Consider the following 19,535-nt stretch of genomic DNA (forward strand, 5'->3'; position numbering starts at 1 on the left):
TTATACTTTTACCGCATGAACATGACCATTTTTGACCACCTATTTTTCAATAGTTTTAACCATTATAAAAAAGGCGCCAATAAAAGCAAAGCTAATAAGATCGCTATTTTTTACATTACACTTGTGCAAGCGTCCTTACTTCTTGTTTTGGGAGTATTTTTTGCGGAGTTCTTCAGCCAAATGCACGTGGCAACCATGACCGCAACCAAAGCCTGGGTATTATTTGTCATAGCTTCTTTGATGCTTTACTTCAAAAATTGGATGCAGTACAGTGGTAAGAAGCGAAAAGTCTTGAATGCCAATCAAAAAAAGACTCACGCCTATGGAATTTTCACATTATGGTTGATTCCGGTAGTAGCAGTATTTTTAGCATTGTTGTTTTTAAAAGTCTTTTAGGTTTAAATTGAGGTTTGAATTAGTTTAAAGCGCTTTCTTTCTCACTTGGATGTACACCGGAAAATGATCGCTGTAACCTCCTTTATATTTTTTTCCAGCATAGGTTCTAAAGGGCTGACCTTTGTGCTTTCCATTAAGTTGTGTCAAGAATTTATCGTCAAAAATATCTGCTTTAAAAAATTTGAGGTTCCCTTTCTGAGATTCTAAAAAATTGGGAGTCATCAAAATTTGATCAAATAAGATCCATTTAAAATTATGGTTGGCGCTACCTCTCGTATAGGAGAGAAGAGTTTCCATCGGAGTATAAAGTTTCTGTTGGTTCTTAAGAAATTGAATACTGTCATTTTTTGGATTATCGTTAAAATCTCCCATAATGATAATTTTCGCATCCCTTTCCGTCGTAAGTATTTGATCAATAATTGCGGACACCTTTTGTGCAGCAAACATGCGCTTATGGCCTGTTGTATCAGATCCTTCATGTCTCGAAGGCCAATGGTTGACCAACACATGAATTTTTTCGCCGTTTAGATAGCCACTCACTTTAAGGATATCCCTAGTATAATCCTTTACACCCAGTTCACTCTCCACATGAAGTGCAATATTTTCCGAATGTTCCAACGTAAAACTATCTTTATTATATAAAAGGGCAACGTCAATACCGCGCTCGTCTGGGGAGTCATATCTCACAAACCCATAACCATATTCTTTTAGATTTGGACTTTGAACCAAATCTGTTAATACCGAATCATTTTCTACCTCAGCCAAACCTATAAGTGAAGGTGGCTTTTGAAGTTCCTCAAATCCTATTCTAGAAATTACCAGACCGGTTTTGTAAATTTTATTGTCATAACGCTCTTTATTCCAGCCTTTAGTTGAAGCTCCCAAAAAGTCATTGTTATTGACAAATTGATCATCTACATAATCAAATAGGTTTTCAGTGTTATAAAATGCAATGGTATGTACGTCTGGATTTGGGGTTTGAGGACTCACTTTAGTAATTTAAGTTTTAAAAATACTAAATGATAGCCAATCAATTATGTAACTTTGTGTTTTAATCATATGTATGTTAGAGAAGAAAGATATTAATTTAGAAAAAACCGTTTTAATTGGTGTCGTCACCAAGCAACAAGATGAAGAAAAATCTAAAGAATATTTAGATGAACTCGAATTCTTAACCTATACAGCTGGGGGTGAAGTAGTCAAACGCTTTACACAAAAAATGGAAATGCCAAATCCTAAAACTTTTATAGGGACAGGGAAAATGCAGGAAGTCCAAAATTTTATTAAGGAAAATGATATTGGAACCGCCATTTTTGATGACGAATTATCAGCAGCACAAGAACGCAATATCAGTAAACTGTTAGAGTGTAAAGTATTGGATAGAACCAATCTTATCCTCGATATTTTTGCACAACGTGCACAAACAAGTTATGCCAGAACACAAGTTGAATTGGCACAGTGTGAATATTTATTACCACGTCTAAAAGGGATGTGGACTCACTTGGAACGTCAAAAAGGGGGTATCGGGATGCGCGGACCTGGAGAAACTGAAATTGAAACTGACAGACGTATTGTTAGGGACCGAATTTCACTATTAAAGGATAAGATTAAAACCATTGATAGACAAATGTCTGTACAACGCGGCAACAGAGGCCAAATGGTACGAGTTGCTTTGGTGGGTTATACCAACGTTGGCAAATCTACACTCATGAACGTGATCAGTAAAAGTGATGTGTTTGCAGAGGATAAATTGTTTGCCACATTGGATACCACGGTCAGAAAGGTCGTCATTGGCAACCTTCCGTTTTTGGTGAGTGACACGGTTGGTTTCATCAGAAAATTACCTACGCAATTGGTAGAATCCTTTAAAAGCACCTTGGATGAAGTGCGAGAAGCTGATTTGTTATTGCATGTGGTGGATATTTCACATCCTCACTTTGAGGATCAAATTGCCTCAGTCAATAAAATTCTGGGAGAAATTGGCAGTGCCGATAAACCAACCATCATGGTCTTCAACAAAATAGATGCTTATGAAGCGGTGCCATTTGATAAGGATGATTTGATTGCGGTTAAAACCAAAGCCAATTATACCCTTGAAGAATGGAAAAAGACCTGGATGAACCAACTTGGAAATGATGCCATCTTTATTTCAGCCTTAAACAAAGAAAACTTAGAGTCCTTTAAAAAACGGGTTTATGATGAAGTGAGAGACATCCATGTCACTCGTTTTCCTTATAATAATTTGCTATATCCAGATTATGAAGGTGAAGAAGAAGAAGAGTAAATTCAACGTATTATAAACAAAAAATAGCTACCCAACAGGTAGCTTTTTTTTTTATAAAATTACAAGTGGTCTTAAAATTTATAGGTCAAACCAAGCGTGTAATAGGTTTGCAAATCGTTATCCACATTATCGAAAGTAGGTTCGGTTTCTGCTGGCACAGCCATCGGGTTATATTGTCCAAACGCATAGTTTAAAGCTTCCTGTTTATTGTTTCTCAATGCAAAATCAAAGCCTACACCAATATTCTTCCAAAGGGTGTAGCTAAATGCGTTGGTCCATGTCCAGTTTGACAAATCTGATCCTTGGTAACTAAAAAACGCAGAAAGGTTGGATTTAAAAGAAACGGCTCCTATTTGTCTGGTATAGTCTGCCACCACTTTTGCACCTAAAGAAGATTCAAACACCGCATCATTTTCAGCAAAAACAAAGTTGTAGTTTAAAGGATGGATTACGACAATTAAATTATCAAGTGGTGTCCATGTAAAACCTACACCCAAATCTAGATAACCTGGATCGTTGAAATTGTTTAAAAGCGTAGTTCTATATTCTCCCAAAGCGGAAGCCGCCCATTTATCGTTTAATTTCCGCCCATACAATGACGACATATTGAACACGTCTGTAGTTGGTCTAAAACTGTCATCGTCATTGGGGTTATCTTTATCATCAAATTTCACCCAAGCAAGATTAACCGTTAAAGAGTTTCTCCAAAAATAGTTGTCTTCCAATTTATTGGCAAAAGCATTAAGGTTAATACCTATATTACCAGAACTGTTGTTTGGTGCTCCTTGAGAGTACCAATTATTAAAATTGGAAAAACTACCACCAATAACTCCAAAAGCACCTCTTTTCCAACCTGGGAGTGCATCTATTTGCGCCTGTAAAGCGTTCGCCTCTTTTTGCGCCGCATCAGCTACAGCTTGTTTATCCTTCTTTTGAGTTTGCAATTCTTCTTTGGTTTGAGCAAAACCAAATGAAATACTCATCATCAAACCTAGAGTAATCAGTATGCTTTTTGTCATTCTTCAATTTATTAAGTTAGTACATCTTTCAGGTTACAACTATAAATCTAAGCCTATCTATACTAAAATAGTATTCTGATCTATTTTCTTTTATACAAGGGTACTGAAGAGCAGGCTTCCCCGTACATGATGGACTTTGCGATGGGTTTCAGTTTTTGCGACAGCATGATATAAGCATTTGCCGGTACTGGTTTATTTGCGCAACCTTTAATGATCAGCGGCTGATCTACAAAAGAATCTGTGTCTAAATTTTGAATAACATCTTGATAGATTGAAGTTTCCAATTGTTCCAAACTGCCTATGACGATGGTCTTCGCATAGGGTTGTAAATGCATGGTGAGCAACATAAAAGCCCAAGCGGGCACAATGGCATCTGAAGTGCAGGTCAACGCCACATAATGGTCTTGATATTGCGTCCAGTCATGCTGTTTGACATACTCTCTGAAATCTTTTTCACGCAGCACCAATTCTTGAAACAACCAATCTTTAATATCGATAACGCTCCGGTTCCCCTTAGGGTAGTAATCTTCAAGATCTACCACCACCAATTTACTACTGGCTACTCTGTTGATAATTTCATCTTCCATAATATAAAATTAAGTTATAAATTAGTGAAACGCCTTGAATTACAGACGTGTTGACCGGTTAATTATTGATACCCTTCCGCCTGTAACTGAAACAGCTGCGCATATAAGGCATCGTTTGCCATTAATTGCTCGTGTGTCCCAATTTCCAAAACTTTGCCTTCTTCCAACACCAAGATACGATCGGCTTGGCGGACCGTACTGAATCTGTGAGATATGATAATACTTGTTTTACCTTGTGTCAACCCTATAAAGCGTTTAAATACGTCACTTTCAGCCTTGGCGTCCAATGCTGAGGTGGGCTCATCCAAAATCATGACTTCAGCATCTTTCATATAGGCTCTTGCCAGCGCTACTTTTTGCCATTGCCCGCCGGAGAGTTCTTGTCCTTTGTAAAAACGCTTCCCTAGTTGTTGGTCATAACCTTTTTTTAATTCAGAAATGACCTCATTGGCCAAACTTAATTGTGCCGCATTTTCAATTTTTTCCTGATTCTCCAATTGCGCAATATCACCGATGGCAATATTTTCTCTAACGGTAAATTCATAACGGAAAAAGTCTTGAAAAATCACCCCAAAAAATTTCTGGTAGTCGTCTTGTTTAAATCTATTAATATTGACGCCATCTATCAATATTTCTCCAGATGTTGGCTCATAAAATCGCAACATCAGTTTGGTAAGTGTTGTTTTTCCCGCTCCGTTTTGTCCAACAAAAGCTATTTTTTCGCCAACAGCAATTTTAAAGCTGAGCCCTTTTAGAATTTCGTGTTCAGAATCTGGATAAGAGAAATGGACATTCTTAAATTCAAAACCCAATTGCATCTTTTCAGGTAAATGCTGATCTTCACTATGAGTAGGTGTGATAGAGATATCTATAAATTCAAAATAATCTTTAAGATAAAGTGCGCTCTCTGTGATTCTTGTAAATTTTGAAAAGAACTCCTGAAGATTTCGAGTCAACCTGTTAAAGGATCCTGACAAAAACGTCAATTCTCCAAGCGTGATCACTCCAAAAATGACGCGATAAATAATAAAAATATACGCTCCGTAATAACTCAAAGTACCCAAAACATTAAATACAAATCCTAAAGCAGAACGTTTAACCGTCAGTTTTTTATTAAGTTCAAAGTATTCTTGGGATAGATTTTTGAAGCGATCTACGATAAAATCAGTCAGCCCGAAAAGTTTAATTTCCTTAGCGGTAATGTTGTTTGCACCGATAAACCTGAGATAATCCAACTCGCGTCTTTCGGCAGTCCAACCTCGAGCCAAAGAATATTGTTGCTGACTGAACCAAATTTCGTTTATAAAGGATGGAATAATACTTAGCACCAGCAAAATAATCAAATAGGGTTCAAAGTAGATTAAACCTGCAACCAATGTAGCGATGGAAATCAAACTCTGTACTTCGCCCAACGCGTTAGACATGAGCCCGACACGACCTGAGGTTTGCATTCTGGCACGTTCTAATTTATCATAGAATTCAGAGTCTTCTAGAAGACTGATATCTATCTGATTGGTTTTTTTAATAATGGTAACCGACGATTCTATAGAATACGCATCGCCCAAAAGACTATCTGTTAGTGAAATGGCACGGCTCATTAAATCTGAAAGGACGATGAGGCCAAATTCGATCCCTACATAGGTCCACAATTGCGTCAAATCTGAAGTGTCTATTTTACTTTGAAGGATAATCTCATCGATGATAAGTTTTCCTACCCACAAAATGATCACCGGTAAAACGGCCCCAATTAAACGGCAAAAGGAAGATAAAAGAAATAATTTTTTATTGGTTTTCCAGATTTCCTTGAAGAAACGCGGAATGAATACCAAGGCACTAAAAGACTTTCTCAGACTCGTTTTGTCTTTGTCTTTTAATGATTTAGGATTGGGTCTTGGCATGTTTTGGATATGTGTTCTTACAAATTGGGTTTAAGATTTTGGGTATCAATTAAAAATAACTTCAGAGAGACGAATAGGGATGAATCCCGTAAATCGAAAGTTCATCCCAAAAGCTATAAAAATCTATCACCAACTTACCGACTGAAGACTGCTTACTGAAGACTAATTAAAGCATTCCCAATTCAAGCTTAGCTTCTTCACTCATCAACTCTTGGGTCCAAGGTGGATCAAAGGTGATTTCCACAACAGCAGATTTTACCTCGTTCAAGGATTTTACTTTTTCCTCAACCTCCAATGGCAATGTTTCTGCTACAGGACAGTTTGGGGTGGTTAACGTCATGAGGATCTTGACATCAGTATCTTCATTGACAAATACATCGTAGATCAATCCAAGTTCATAAATGTCTACCGGTATTTCTGGATCGTAAATAGTTTTTAAAACTCTTACTATTTTTTCGCCTAAGGCGTTGGTATCTATTGTGCTTTCCATGGTTTTTTGTTTAATGTTTAAGACTCAAAGTTCTTGGTTCCGTAGAATATGAAACTTTGAATTTTGAATCTCTTATTGTTAATTCAACTGAGTTTGATATGCAATAGCATACATTTTTAATTGTTTAATCATGCTCACCAATCCGTTGGCACGTGTTGGAGACAAGTGTTCTTTAAGTCCGATTTCATCTATAAAATCAGTATCTGCAGCAATAATATCTTTTGGATGCTGGTTAGAAAACACACGGATTAATATCGCAATGATCCCTTTGGTGATAATCGCATCACTATCTGCCGTAAACACGACTTTATCATCGTCCATTTCAGCATGTACCCAAACTTTACTTTGGCAACCTTTGATAACATTATCTTGCGTCTTATATGCGTCTTCAATTAAAGGCAAGGTTTTACCCAAATCAATCATATATTGATAGCGTTCTTCCCAATCTTCAAACATTGAAAACTCGTCAATAAGGTCCTCTTGTATCGCTTTTATAGTCATTCTAAAATTTTATACAAAGTTACAATTTATCTCTTCAATTCAAGCATTTACATCATGGAGATCAATATGTTGTTAATATTGGATTACTCTGATTTTAAGTACTTGCACTCTATTAGCAACCCATCATTTTTATCAAGTAATTGTAGCTTTTCTTCTTTTAAGGTATACCTGCTGACATCTTTTAATGCCTCTAAAAATAAGGTTTCAGTCTCAAAATCTTTGCACATCATTTCAGTGGAAGACAGTCCAGAAATATCAACAATATGATTGCTTACCTCAATTTTTGCCGTAAACCGGTTGCAACTCGTGTTGCCATTGATAACATTTTGGGAGAGGTCAATTTTAATAAACGGATTTCGGCCAAAACTGTCTGTCTCTTTTATTCGCGTCACCAACCAAGAGCCGTGATCTAGATTTAAAGGGATTTTTGATTTTTCTATGATTTCGAGCAGCTTGTATTTCAACGAAGACCCATCAACAGGAGGTTTTTCGACCTCAACGGTTTCTACCTTAATTCGATAATAAAAACCCTCTTCATAGTCAAAATCTTCAATCTGGTCATAGAAAACAGTCCATTCCTTTTGTCCTTCTTCTTTAACTTGAAGACACTTATTAGGAGCTTCACCAACACAATCTGTTTCGTTACCTGAAACGAGCCATGTTGCTTCTTTCGGACTTTTGGAGCATGAAAAAAACAAAAATACAACTGACAGCACTACTAAGACTTTTAATTTCATAAAGTGAATCTTTGAAATAGAAAAGTTTAGGATAACATCATTTTGGCCTTTTTAACGCCTGAAACTAAAGTATCAATTTCCTGTTTGGTATTGTAAAATGCAAAAGAAGCCCTTACGGTGCCAGGAATTTTATAATAATCCATGATAGGCTGAGCACAATGGTGACCGGTACGCACGGCAACACCCATTTTGTCAAGTAGTGTCCCAACATCATATGGATGAATCCCTTTGAGATTAAAAGAAATCACCGAAGTTTTTTCTTTAGCGGTCCCATAAATTTTCAACCCTTCTATTTCTAGAAGTTGTGCTGTGGCATATTCCAAAAGTTCGTGCTCATACGTAGCAATATTTTCAAAACCGATATGGTTCATATAATCAATGGCTGCACCAAAGGCGATCCCTCCACAGATGTTTGGAGTGCCAGCTTCAAATTTGTGTGGCAAATCTGCATAAGTCGTTTTCTCAAAAGTCACTTCTGCAATCATCTCACCACCGCCTTGATAAGCTGGTAATTTATTAAGCCAGTCTTCCTTACCGTACAACATTCCAACACCTGTTGGACCACACATTTTATGTGCTGAGGTCACGTAAAAATCGACATCCAAAGCTTGGACATCAGGTTTGAGATGAGGACATGCCTGAGCGCCATCCACTAAAACTGCTGCGCCAACGGCATGTGCCTGTTCAATAATCTGTTTTATAGGATTAATGGTCCCTAAAGCATTTGAAATATGATTGACAAAAACGAGTTTTGTTTTTTCTGAAAGTAAGTCGGCGTAAGCAGCCATCACCAATTCGCCTTCATCATTCATAGGAAGAACCCTTAAAATGGCGCCAGTGCGTTCGCACAACATTTGCCACGGCACAATATTGCTATGATGCTCAAGAGCAGAAACGATTACTTCATCACCTTTTTTGAGCAGTGTCGTAAAACCACTAGCCACCAAATTGATGCCGTGCGTAGTACCAGAGGTCATAATGATTTCATGAGACGCTTTGGCATTAAAATGTTTTTGAATCGTTAAACGTGCTTGTTCATATTTATCAGTGGCTTCCTGACTTAAGCTATGCACACCTCTGTGGATATTCGCATTGTAATTTGAATAATACTCCACAATAGCATCCATCACTTGTTGTGGTGTTTGTGAGGTGGCGGCATTGTCAAAATATACCAACGGCTTCCCATTGACTTGTCTGTGAAGTATTGGGAAATCTTTTCTTATGGTTTCTACGTTGAACATAGGTGTCTTTTTTACATAGCCCAGATTGAGGCATTTGTTGGAGCTCCTCGCAGAGAGCGACTGCCGAAAGCTGGAAATAGCTCCAAATAAAAATTGAGATTTAATTAAAATGATTTAAACTCCTATAAAGATTACAAATCAAACCCAGTATTAACCCCTAATTTATTAGCGATAATCTTGGTGATACGTTGTTTAATCTCTGGGATTTTGACCGAACTCATCACGTTGTTACTAAAGGCAAACATCAATAAAGCCTTCGCTTCTTTTTCTGGAATACCTCTAGAGCGCAGGTAGAACATGGCACTGTCATCCAATTGCCCAATGGTACAACCATGCGAACATTTAACGTCATCTGCAAAAATTTCCAATTGCGGTTTGGTGTTGATACTGGCTTTGTCACTCAACAAAATATTGTTGTTGGCCTGAAACGCATTGGTTTTTTGGGCTTCTCTATTCACAAGCACTTTCCCGTTGAAGACACCTGTAGAACTATCTCCATAAATGCCTTTGTAGTCTTGGTGACTTTCGCAATTTGGTTCAATATGATGCACTAGTGTATTGTGATCTACATGTTGTTTGTTGCCAATAATAGTGATCCCTTTCATTGTAGAATCAATACGCTCTCCATTTTGATAAAAATTGAGATTGTTGCGCGTCAGTTTCCCTCCAAAAGAGAAGGTATGCACTGAAGCCACACTTTCGCGTTTTTGATTTACAAAGGTACTGTCAATCAAAGATGCATTTTGATTATCATTCTGGATCTTATAATAATCCACAATGGCGCGTTTGTTAGCAAAAACTTCAGTGACACTATTGGTCAATACTGGATTGTCAGTCAAACTTTGATGACGTTCAATAATTTGAACATGCGAATTTTCATCTACAACAATCAAATTGCGGGGTTGCAACATTAAAGCTGCTTCATTACCGGTTGAAAAATGCACAATCTGTATTGGCTTTGCTACCAATTTATTTTTCGGGATGTGGATGTAAGCACCTTCTTGTGAAAAGGCAGTATTTAATGAGGAGAGGCTGTCTTTTGTAGCCACCTTATTGAAATAATTTTCAATAATGAGTCGGTATTTTGGCTTTGATAATGCTGACGACATCAAGCATACATCAATCCCATCATGTGTTGTTTCAGAAAGATGTGACGAATATTTTCCATCAATAAAGACAATTTTATAAGTGTCAATATCGTGAATGAAATATTTTTTAATATCGTTATAATCGATATGGTTTTCAAGCTTTGGAAAAACACTGTAATCATGTTTCAAAATACTATTTAATGAGGTGTATTTCCAGGCTTCATCACGTTTGGACGGAAAGCCTTGACTTTCAAATTCTTTTATCGCTTCACTACGCACATCATGTACGGGCAAATCAATATCCACGAGATTTTCGAATGCCATAAATGAGGCTATGAGTTTTTCTTTTAGTTCCATTTTTTCAGTCTTCAGTTGGCAGTTATCAGTTGGCAGTCACTGAAGACTGCCTACTGTGGACTGCATACTTAAATTATGCGTTCACTTCTTCCTTAATCCAATCGTAGCCTTTTTCTTCAAGCTCATGAGCCAATTCCTTCCCTCCAGATTTTACAATGCGTCCTTCATACAAGACATGTACAAAATCAGGCACAATATGATCAAGTAAACGTTGGTAGTGCGTGATGACAATGACAGCGTTATCTTTACTTCTCAATTTGTTGACGCCATTGGCCACGATACGTAACGCATCAATATCCAAACCTGAATCGGTTTCATCAAGGATGGCTAATTTTGGCTCTAACATGGCCAATTGAAAAATTTCGTTACGTTTCTTTTCACCACCTGAAAAACCTTCGTTCAATGATCTGGACAAAAATTTACGGTCAATTTCTAACATCTCAGATTTTTCACGAATCATTTTCAGCATTTCATTGGCTGGCATGTCAGGAAGGCCGTTGGCTTTACGAGTTTCATTGATGGCTGTTTTTATAAAATTGGTTACAGAAACACCAGGAATTTCAATGGGATATTGAAAAGACAAGAAAATACCTTTGTGAGCGCGTTCTTCTGGTGCTAACTCATTAATATTTTCATTCTCCAATAGGATTTCTCCCTCAGTCATTTCATACTCATCTTTACCAGCTATTACAGATGCCAAAGTACTCTTACCAGAACCGTTTGGCCCCATTATGGCGTGTACCTCACCTGCTTTTACTTCCAAATTGATGCCTCTTAAGATGGCTTTATCTTCAACACTTGCGTGTAAATTATTAATTTTCAACATACGATTTACTTTCTATTATTTTCCCGATAATTGGGGGCCAAATTCTGATCGTTGGCTTTCAGAGTTTGAGTGTTATATTTTTCTATTTTGTACTCCTAATTTGAACACTTTATTTACTCAGCAAAGAGCAGCTACTTAACGTCAGTTTTGCAAGTGAGTGCTCTGGCAGGACTTATTATCCTACGGAACCTTCCAAACTTATTTCCAAGAGTTTTTGTGCCTCAATGGCAAACTCCATCGGTAGTTTATTCAAAACTTCCTTACTAAATCCATTAACAATCAATGCAATTGCTTTTTCAGTGTCAATACCACGCTGGTTACAGTAAAAAATTTGGTCTTCACCAATTTTACTGGTCGTTGCTTCATGTTCTATAATTGCCGTTTTGTTTTTAACTTCAATATATGGGAAGGTATGCGCACCACAATCGTTACCCATCAGCAAACTATCGCACTGAGAGAAATTACGGGCATTATCAGCTCTTGAATTGATCTGAACTAAACCTCTATATGAGTTTTGCGATTTACCTGCTGAAATACCTTTAGAAATAATGGTCGATTTGGTATTTTTTCCCAAATGGATCATTTTGGTTCCGGTATCTGCCTGTTGGTGATTATTGGTCACTGCAATGGAATAAAACTCGCCCACTGAATTGTCACCCTTCAAAATACAACTTGGATATTTCCATGTAACAGCTGAACCGGTTTCTACTTGTGTCCATGAAATTTTAGCGTTTTTCTCACATATCCCTCTTTTGGTCACAAAATTATAAACTCCTCCTTTGCCTTCTTTGTTTCCTGGGAACCAGTTTTGAACGGTTGAGTACTTGATCTCTGCATCATCCATAGCAATTAATTCTACCACCGCAGCGTGCAATTGATTTTCATCTCTACTTGGCGCTGTACATCCTTCCAAATAACTCACGTAACTTCCTTCATCAGCAATAACAAGGGTTCTTTCAAATTGTCCTGTATTTGCTTGGTTGATTCGGAAATAGGTAGATAGTTCCATCGGACACCTCACACCTTTTGGTATGTAACAAAAACTACCATCACTGAATACGGCAGAGTTTAGGGCTGCGTAAAAATTATCCTTTTGTGGCACCACAGTACCTAAATGTTTTTTAACCAGTTCTGGATGTTCTTTGATAGCGTCGCTCATAGAACAGAAAATAATACCTTTTTCGTTCAAGGTTTTCTTGAATGTTGTGGCCACTGAAACAGAGTCAATAACAACATCCATGGCAACACCTGATAACATTTTCTGCTCATCGAGAGAAATCCCGAGTTTCTTGAAAGTTTCCAATAATTCCGGGTCCACCTCATCTAAACTATCCAATTTTGGTTTGGTATTGGGCGCAGAATAGTAGGAAATAGCTTGGAAATCTGGTTTTACATAATTAACATTTGCCCATTCTGGCTCTATCATTTCTTGCCATGCACGGAACGATTCCACACGCCAATCAGTCATCCATTGTGGCTCTTCCTTTTTTAAAGAAATGGCACGAACGACATCTTCACTTAAACCAATGGGCAATGTATCAGACTCAATATCTGTGTAAAAACCATATTCGTATTCCTTAGTTTTTAATTCTTCTCTTAAATCGTCTTCTGTATACTTCATGTTCAGAATTTATTATTTATTCAACTCCTTCCGCTTGGGAAGATTGGGGTATTGTTAAAGGGAATTGGGGTGTTATTAAAGGGAAAACGATTCCCCACACCCACACGTGCGATTGGCATTTGGATTGTTAAACACAAAACCCGCTCCGTTTAAACCTCCTGAGTATTCAAGAGTGGTGCCAATGAGGTATAAAAAACTTTTCTTGTCGACAATAATTTTTACGCCATTGTCCTCAAATACCTTATCCTCATTTTGCTGTGAGTTGTCAAACTTCAAATCATATGATAAACCCGAACAACCACCACTTTTTACACCAACGCGCACAAAGTCGGTTATCGAGTTAAAGCCTTCATCACTCATCAGTTCAATGACCTTCTTTTTAGCTGTTTCAGATACTTTTATCATTCGTTATATAGATTATTTCTAAATAGACTGCGAATATACAACTTAAGTAGGGTTTTACCATGCAACCTAACATTATATTAGCAAATGCTGGCATAGCACTGTTCTATCATAATTTTGTAATAAAAGCTCGTGTATTACTGGGCTAATTGATAAATTTGCAAGATGATAGAAGATAAAAACGAGCAACGCACGTCCTTAGGGGATTTGGGCGAATTTGGCCTTATAGACCATTTGACCAAACATTTTGAAATTACACAAAAATCGACCGTTAAAGGGATAGGTGATGATGCTGCTGTTTTAGATTTTAAATCAAAACAGGTAGTCGTTACCACTGATTTATTGGTAGAACACGTGCATTTTGACTTGAGCTACATGCCACTTAAGCACTTGGGATACAAAGCCATTATGGTCAATTTGTCTGATGTTTATGCCATGAACGCCACAGCCACTCAGGTCACTATATCTATTGCCGTCTCCAATAGATTCCCCTTAGAGGCCGTTGAAGAACTTTATACGGGATTTGAAGCTGCCGCAAAAATTTATGACGTGGATATTGTTGGAGGTGATACCACCTCATCAACTACCGGATTGATTATTTCTGTGACCGCAATTGGAGAGGTCAGCAAAAACGATGTGGTTTATAGAAGTGGTGCCAAACCTAACGACCTACTAGTGGTTACTGGTGATTTGGGTGCCGCTTATATGGGCTTTCAAGTATTACAAAGAGAAAAGGAAGTGTTTAAGGTCAACCCAAACAATCAGCCTGATTTGGACATGTACACCTATATTGTTGAAAGACAGCTCAAGCCTGAAGCAAGAAAGGACATTGTTAAACTTCTGAAAGATTTAAAAGTGAAGCCAACATCAATGATTGATATTAGCGATGGGCTCTCTTCAGAAATCATTCATTTGTGCAAGCAAAGTGATGTTGGTGCAGAATTGTACGAAAATAAAATTCCGCTAGACCCGCAAGTCATTTCTACATGTGAAGAATTCAATATGGACAGCACAACTATTGCATTAAATGGTGGAGAAGATTATGAATTGTTAATGACCATTTCTCAAGAAGACTTTCCAAAGATTAAGGGCAACCCAAATTTCACGGTCATTGGTTATATGACTGAAAAAGAAAGAGGCATGCATTTGGTGACACGTGGAGAAACTCTTGTACCATTAATTGCTAAGGGCTGGAATGCACTTAAAGATCAATAAGCATTCTTTTTTAATTTTCTTCTTTTAATGTAGAGTTTTCTTAACTCCTCATTGGTTTCGCGCCTTTTGTCGGTCAAGGGGATGAGTTCTCCTTGATCACTCGTGGTCAATTGTTTCCCACAATTCAAACAGGTATATTCCTTAACGAACTTAGTGATTTCGCTTTTTATAATAAAATCGTGGTTAAATAATCTGCAATATAAATTTTTCAAAACTCAAGCTTTTATAACATCCGACATTGTAATTAAATTGAATCAGATTTAAAAAAATTATATGTTAATCTTGTACTAATTATCAAATTGCCTGAGAAAAATTGCATGATTAAAAGCCTGTTTTTAATTCAATATGAAGAACTGAAAGCTTTTTCTTGTGAGCGCTCCATCCTACGCACGTACATCTCTTCTAATATTGAATTGATTTCTTTAAATTTGGGCGTCAACTCAGTCAACGCGCCATCGCTGTTGGTGGTTAATTGCTTTTTGCAGCATTTGCAGGTATATTCTTTTACATGCGAGGTAACTTTTTTAGAAACTTCATAGTTGTGACCAAAGAGATTGCAATATAGTTTCATTGGGGCTGGAGCATTGGTAGTTTTTTTCATGGTTATTATAGTTAGAGATGACTAACTTAAAAAAAAAAACTAAAATTAACGTCAAAACACTTTAATTTTCGATAAAGAGTTTAACTTTGTAAGTAAATTCTTTAATATTTTCGATATAAGACATATGCCCACCAACAAATGCGACAATTTCAACCCCTAAACCTTTCAATTGCGGCAGCACGGTATCATATTCCAATACAGGATCTTGATGCCCAAGGATGACCAATTTGGGAACATCACTATTCTTTAATATTCCACTTCTATCTTTCCTGATTTTCATACCTTCTAAAGCTGCAACAATTCCTTGAACTGGCAACTTCATGGCCACCATCTTTATGAACTCAATTTCTTCGACAAACTGTTCTCTATGGTCAACACTGAACAAATTGGCAATGGACATCCTGATAAAATTTTTATGGTTTTGTTTTACAGCCCTCACCGCACGATCTCTGTTAATTTGGCGTTCAGGAGAATCTGAAAACGGTGTAGAATTCACTAAACATAGTCGCTCAACTTTTTCAGGATGCGCTTCAGCAAAAGCCAAAGCAACATAGCCACCCATAGAATGTCCAATAAGTATAGCTGTTTTTATTTTCAAATAATCCAATACAAACCCTACGGCCTCTGCCATCATTTCCATGGTATGGATGTATCCTAAACAGCCCGTTTGACCATGGCCCAACAAGTCTATGGCGATAACTCTGTGGGTGTTATCAATTTCCGAAATCAAATTCTTCCACATGATAGAGGTTTCGAGAAACCCATGAAGCAAAACAACTACGTTTCCTTGGCCTTGATCCTTATAAAAAATTGGGATGTCTTTGTATTCTAAAATCATTTTTGAGCTATATTCGGCAAAGATATGTTTTAGTCTTCAGTTGACCGTAATGAGTTGGCTATCAAAACAGGATTGCACACTATGAATAAAACCAAAGACGTCTTTATCACCGGTTTCGCTTTATTTTCGATGTTTTTTGGCGCTGGAAATTTAATTTTACCCCCTTTTTTAGGATTTAAAGCTGGAAATGATTGGTTGTTGGTCACCATTGGTTTTATCATTACCGCAGTGATTATTCCAATTTTCGGAATTGTTGCACATGCCAAACTTCAGGGTACATTATTTGATTTTGGAAAAAAAGTGTCGCCTCTTTTCAGCACCATTTATTGCTTGATTGTTTATGGTATTTGCGTCATACTACCTGCGCCAAGAACGGCATCAGTAACTCACGAAATGGCCATTGCACCATTTTTTAATAGCAGCAGCCTCTTAACGAGTTCCCTATATTTTATATTGGTCTTTATCTTTGTGATGAACCGCTCAAAAGTTTTGGATCTCTTGGGAAAATATTTGACGCCCATCATCATTATTATATTACTGGCAATTATAGGCATTGCTATTTTTTCATCTCCAGACACCATGCAATCCACACAATTTAAAACCCCTGTAGTTGATGGCATCTTAGAAGGTTACCAAACGTTCGATGCCATTGCAGCACTTGTAGTGGGCGCGGTTTTAATAATCTCCATCAATTTAAAGGATTCCCGCTCTTCTTCAGAAAAAAAGCAGCTCATTTTTAAATCTGGACTATTAGCTGGCTTCGGATTGTTTATCATCTATACAGGTCTTATTTTGATAGGAGCGTTACACAATTCCGAATTTCCTGAAACTATTTCAAGGTCAACATTACTTCTTGGTTTGGGCAACAAAACATTAGGAAGTGCGGGTGCCAGCTTATTGAGTATTTTAATAGCACTGGCTTGTTTTACCACTGCCGTGGGAATTATTACCGGAACGGCAGATTACATAAAAGGCGTCTTCAAAAACTCACAAACCGCTTATACGCTCACTGCAGTGATAGGATGCTTTTTAGGAATTTTAATGGGGCAATTTGATGTTGGATTTATTATTGATGTAGCCATTCCTGCGCTCATGTTTATTTATCCGATTACCATCATTTTAATTTTGTTGAACGTCATTCCAGAAAAATGGGCTTCAGCTCTGGTATTTAAAGGCGTGGTCATCACGGCATTTATCTTCAGCATTCCAGACTTTTTGAAAATTTTGATGCCTTCAGAACGTTTGAATACTATTATTGATGTCATTCCTTTGGCACCCTATAATTTAGGCTGGATTTTTCCTGCTCTAATAGCGTTTGTGACGCTTAACATTTTTCAAAAATTTAATCTTTCAAACGCTTCATAACAGAAAAGGCTCTGTCCACCACCTCATCCTCGACCAAAATTGTAAACTCATTGGTAGTTGAGACCACTTCATATAGGGCGATGTCTTCCCAAGCCAACCGCTTGAAGATTTGGTAATAGAGTCCAGTCACCTTCGAATTGTCTGAAGGCAAGCTGATGGTAATTGCAGATAATTCTGCCTTTTCTCCTAGTAAAATCTCGTATTGGAAACTCTTTAGAATATTGTGTTTCTGTGCCGTCGAAATAATGATATTGCTTTCATAGATGCCTCTTGTAAACGCATAAAACACGTTCGAATACCCGTCCAATTGTTCCATAATTTTGGAGTGGCTATGGATTAAAGTTTTTGAATTTTGAAAAGTGAAATCGGTTAAATTAGACCGAACTGTAATATCTCCCAGATTTTGAATGACGCGCTTAAGTTTTAATGAATTTCTAAAATCGGTGGGCGGCTGGTACCTTCGCAACGCCATCATAATCGCACCAGATTTTACTGGTTTTTTCAACAGCTCACTAATAGGAACCACCAATTCTTCCGCTAAAGCAGAGTAATTAATAATCCCTCTTGACAAAGCCTCCTCCAAAAAAGGCTGTCCAATCAAAATCTGTCCTACACAAGCTGCGATAGTTTTCATTTGTTAATTATATAACATTTTGTGTAAAATTAGTCAAATATTTTAATTTCTATGGCGCTAAGACATGTTACGTTTATTTTCGCACGATTAAAATCTAAGATTATGCTTGTATTGAAATTTGGAGGGACCTCAGTAGGGTCGATAGAAAACATGACCAACGTTAAAAACATAATCAATGATGGTCAGCGTAAAGTTGTGGTATTATCCGCCATGTCCGGAACCACCAACGCCTTAGTCACAATTTCAGAGTGTATTAAGTTTAAGGAAATAGAAAACGCTTTGGAGCTTATCTCTGATCTTCACACCACTTATAACCTTACGGTGAGCCGATTGATTCATCATCTTGATGTCAAAACAGAAGTTGATGCTTATGTCAGTTCCATTTTTGACACTTTGAAAGCAGCAGCAAATGCGAACTTTTCGACTTTGATTGCCAACAAAATAATTGCTCAAGGCGAATTGCTATCTACCTTTATTTTCAGCCGCTTTCTAAAACAAGAAGGTCTGAATGCCTGCCTATTGCCTGCGCTTGACTTTATGCGGATTGACAAATTCAATGAACCAGATAATTTTTATATCCGTCAGAACTTTAACCGTATGATCAAAGAACTTCCTGAGGCGGATATTTACATCACCCAAGGTTTTATTTGTTTGGATGCTGATGGCCAAATTGCCAACTTACAACGTGGCGGCAGTGATTACACGGCTACTATTATTGGTGCTGCCTTAAAGGCCAAAGAAGTTCAAATTTGGACAGATATTGACGGCTTTCACAATAACGATCCGCGTTTTGTACCAGAAACCCACGCCATTTCAAATTTGTCATTTGATGAAGCAGCCGAATTGGCCTATTTTGGAGCTAAAATTTTACACCCTCAAACCGTCACCCCGGTAAGAGATGTTGACATTCCTGTCCGTTTAAAAAATACGATGTCACCTTCCTCCTATGGCACCTTAATTACCAATGCCATTCATGGTGAAGGCATCAAAGCCATTGCCGCCAAGGATGGCATTACGGCTATCAAAATTAAATCTGCCAGAATGCTATTGGCACACGGTTTCTTGAAAAAAGTTTTTGAAATATTTGAGAAATATGAAACCTCCATTGATATGATCACAACTTCAGAGATTGCCATATCATTGACCATTGATGACACCAAACATCTGTCTGACATTGTTGCGGAGTTGGAGAAGTTTGCGATGGTGGAAGTTGATAAATTTCGAACCATTGTGTGTCTGGTAGGCCACCATATCGTCTATCATCCTGATACGCCAAAATTGTTCCAGATATTACAGGACGTCAACGTTAGAATGATATCATATGGCGGCAGCAACAATAACATTTCATTGCTGATCAACACGAGTGATAAAGTAGAGACTTTAAGAAAACTCAACCGCTATGTATTTGATTTGGTGCCCCCATAAAAAAAACCTG

20 protein-coding genes are annotated in these 19,535 nt (G+C 37.5%); 5 read left to right on the plus strand and 15 right to left on the minus strand.

Annotated elements, in window-relative coordinates; genetic code table 11:
- Nucleotides 1–15 precede the first annotated feature (15 nt).
- Entirely contained in the window at nucleotides 16–396 is a 381-nt protein-coding gene (locus A9996_RS10605) for a hypothetical protein (protein ID WP_245905268.1), read from the plus strand.
- Between the two features lie 24 nt (nucleotides 397–420).
- On the opposite strand, the gene A9996_RS10610 is transcribed toward A9996_RS10605, so the two are convergent.
- Nucleotides 421–1,386 carry an endonuclease/exonuclease/phosphatase family protein gene (locus tag A9996_RS10610; RefSeq protein WP_066434438.1) on the minus strand — a complete coding sequence of 322 codons (966 nt, stop codon included), beginning with the start codon at nucleotides 1,384–1,386 and terminating at the stop codon, nucleotides 421–423.
- A 73-nt stretch (nucleotides 1,387–1,459) separates the two neighbouring features.
- Between A9996_RS10610 and hflX the strand changes: the two genes are divergently transcribed.
- Nucleotides 1,460–2,680: a GTPase HflX gene (gene hflX, locus A9996_RS10615; RefSeq protein ID WP_066434439.1), complete on the plus strand. Its 1,221-nt coding sequence runs from the start codon at nucleotides 1,460–1,462 to the stop codon at nucleotides 2,678–2,680.
- Between the two features lie 71 nt (nucleotides 2,681–2,751).
- Here the strand turns inward: hflX and A9996_RS10620 are convergent, their stop codons facing one another.
- From A9996_RS10620 to A9996_RS10670, 11 genes are all read right to left on the minus strand, one after another.
- Nucleotides 2,752–3,699, minus strand: coding sequence for a DUF3078 domain-containing protein (locus tag A9996_RS10620; RefSeq protein WP_066434441.1), 948 nt, complete (start codon nucleotides 3,697–3,699; stop codon nucleotides 2,752–2,754).
- 80 nt (nucleotides 3,700–3,779) lie between these two features.
- Entirely contained in the window at nucleotides 3,780–4,286 is a 507-nt protein-coding gene (locus tag A9996_RS10625) for a DUF2480 family protein (RefSeq protein WP_066434444.1), read from the minus strand.
- A gap of 62 nt (nucleotides 4,287–4,348) precedes the next feature.
- Nucleotides 4,349–6,184, minus strand: a complete 1,836-nt coding sequence (locus A9996_RS10630; RefSeq protein WP_066434447.1) for an ABC transporter ATP-binding protein — start codon at nucleotides 6,182–6,184, stop codon at nucleotides 4,349–4,351.
- A gap of 166 nt (nucleotides 6,185–6,350) precedes the next feature.
- Nucleotides 6,351–6,674, minus strand: a complete 324-nt coding sequence (locus A9996_RS10635) for a DUF59 domain-containing protein (protein WP_066434451.1) — start codon at nucleotides 6,672–6,674, stop codon at nucleotides 6,351–6,353.
- A 78-nt stretch (nucleotides 6,675–6,752) separates the two neighbouring features.
- Complete coding sequence (locus tag A9996_RS10640; RefSeq protein ID WP_066434453.1) at nucleotides 6,753–7,175, minus strand: SufE family protein; 423 nt, start codon at nucleotides 7,173–7,175, stop codon at nucleotides 6,753–6,755.
- A gap of 83 nt (nucleotides 7,176–7,258) precedes the next feature.
- Entirely contained in the window at nucleotides 7,259–7,912 is a 654-nt protein-coding gene (locus A9996_RS10645) for a DUF4377 domain-containing protein (RefSeq protein WP_066434455.1), read from the minus strand.
- 26 nt (nucleotides 7,913–7,938) lie between these two features.
- Nucleotides 7,939–9,153: an aminotransferase class V-fold PLP-dependent enzyme gene (locus A9996_RS10650; RefSeq protein WP_066434458.1), complete on the minus strand. Its 1,215-nt coding sequence runs from the start codon at nucleotides 9,151–9,153 to the stop codon at nucleotides 7,939–7,941.
- A gap of 131 nt (nucleotides 9,154–9,284) precedes the next feature.
- On the minus strand, nucleotides 9,285–10,598 hold the full coding sequence (gene sufD, locus A9996_RS10655; RefSeq protein ID WP_066434462.1) for a Fe-S cluster assembly protein SufD: 1,314 nt from the start codon (nucleotides 10,596–10,598) through the stop codon (nucleotides 9,285–9,287).
- Between the two features lie 73 nt (nucleotides 10,599–10,671).
- Nucleotides 10,672–11,424, minus strand: a complete 753-nt coding sequence (gene sufC, locus A9996_RS10660; RefSeq protein WP_066434470.1) for a Fe-S cluster assembly ATPase SufC — start codon at nucleotides 11,422–11,424, stop codon at nucleotides 10,672–10,674.
- A 175-nt stretch (nucleotides 11,425–11,599) separates the two neighbouring features.
- On the minus strand, nucleotides 11,600–13,045 hold the full coding sequence (sufB, locus tag A9996_RS10665; protein ID WP_066434473.1) for a Fe-S cluster assembly protein SufB: 1,446 nt from the start codon (nucleotides 13,043–13,045) through the stop codon (nucleotides 11,600–11,602).
- A 75-nt stretch (nucleotides 13,046–13,120) separates the two neighbouring features.
- Nucleotides 13,121–13,450, minus strand: a complete 330-nt coding sequence (locus tag A9996_RS10670; protein ID WP_066434475.1) for a HesB/IscA family protein — start codon at nucleotides 13,448–13,450, stop codon at nucleotides 13,121–13,123.
- A 162-nt stretch (nucleotides 13,451–13,612) separates the two neighbouring features.
- Between A9996_RS10670 and thiL the strand changes: the two genes are divergently transcribed.
- Nucleotides 13,613–14,662 carry a thiamine-phosphate kinase gene (thiL, locus tag A9996_RS10675; protein ID WP_066434477.1) on the plus strand — a complete coding sequence of 350 codons (1,050 nt, stop codon included), beginning with the start codon at nucleotides 13,613–13,615 and terminating at the stop codon, nucleotides 14,660–14,662.
- A gap of 340 nt (nucleotides 14,663–15,002) precedes the next feature.
- Here the strand turns inward: thiL and A9996_RS10685 are convergent, their stop codons facing one another.
- On the minus strand, nucleotides 15,003–15,263 hold the full coding sequence (locus A9996_RS10685) for a DUF1660 family phage protein (RefSeq protein ID WP_066434484.1): 261 nt from the start codon (nucleotides 15,261–15,263) through the stop codon (nucleotides 15,003–15,005).
- Nucleotides 15,264–15,324: 61 nt separating this feature from the next.
- Nucleotides 15,325–16,101, minus strand: a complete 777-nt coding sequence (locus A9996_RS10690; protein WP_066434486.1) for an alpha/beta fold hydrolase — start codon at nucleotides 16,099–16,101, stop codon at nucleotides 15,325–15,327.
- A gap of 81 nt (nucleotides 16,102–16,182) precedes the next feature.
- Between A9996_RS10690 and brnQ the strand changes: the two genes are divergently transcribed.
- Nucleotides 16,183–17,466, plus strand: coding sequence for a branched-chain amino acid transport system II carrier protein (gene brnQ, locus A9996_RS10695; RefSeq protein ID WP_066434495.1), 1,284 nt, complete (start codon nucleotides 16,183–16,185; stop codon nucleotides 17,464–17,466).
- On the opposite strand, the gene A9996_RS10700 is transcribed toward brnQ, so the two are convergent.
- On the minus strand, nucleotides 17,444–18,100 hold the full coding sequence (locus A9996_RS10700; protein ID WP_066434497.1) for a hypothetical protein: 657 nt from the start codon (nucleotides 18,098–18,100) through the stop codon (nucleotides 17,444–17,446). The genes brnQ and A9996_RS10700 overlap by 23 nt on opposite strands.
- 102 nt (nucleotides 18,101–18,202) lie before the next feature.
- Between A9996_RS10700 and A9996_RS10705 the strand changes: the two genes are divergently transcribed.
- Nucleotides 18,203–19,525, plus strand: a complete 1,323-nt coding sequence (locus tag A9996_RS10705) for an aspartate kinase (RefSeq protein ID WP_066434505.1) — start codon at nucleotides 18,203–18,205, stop codon at nucleotides 19,523–19,525.
- The last annotated feature ends 10 nt before the right edge of the window (nucleotides 19,526–19,535 follow it).

This window comes from Gelidibacter algens (assembly GCF_001678675.1).
Classification (GTDB): domain Bacteria; phylum Bacteroidota; class Bacteroidia; order Flavobacteriales; family Flavobacteriaceae; genus Gelidibacter; species Gelidibacter algens.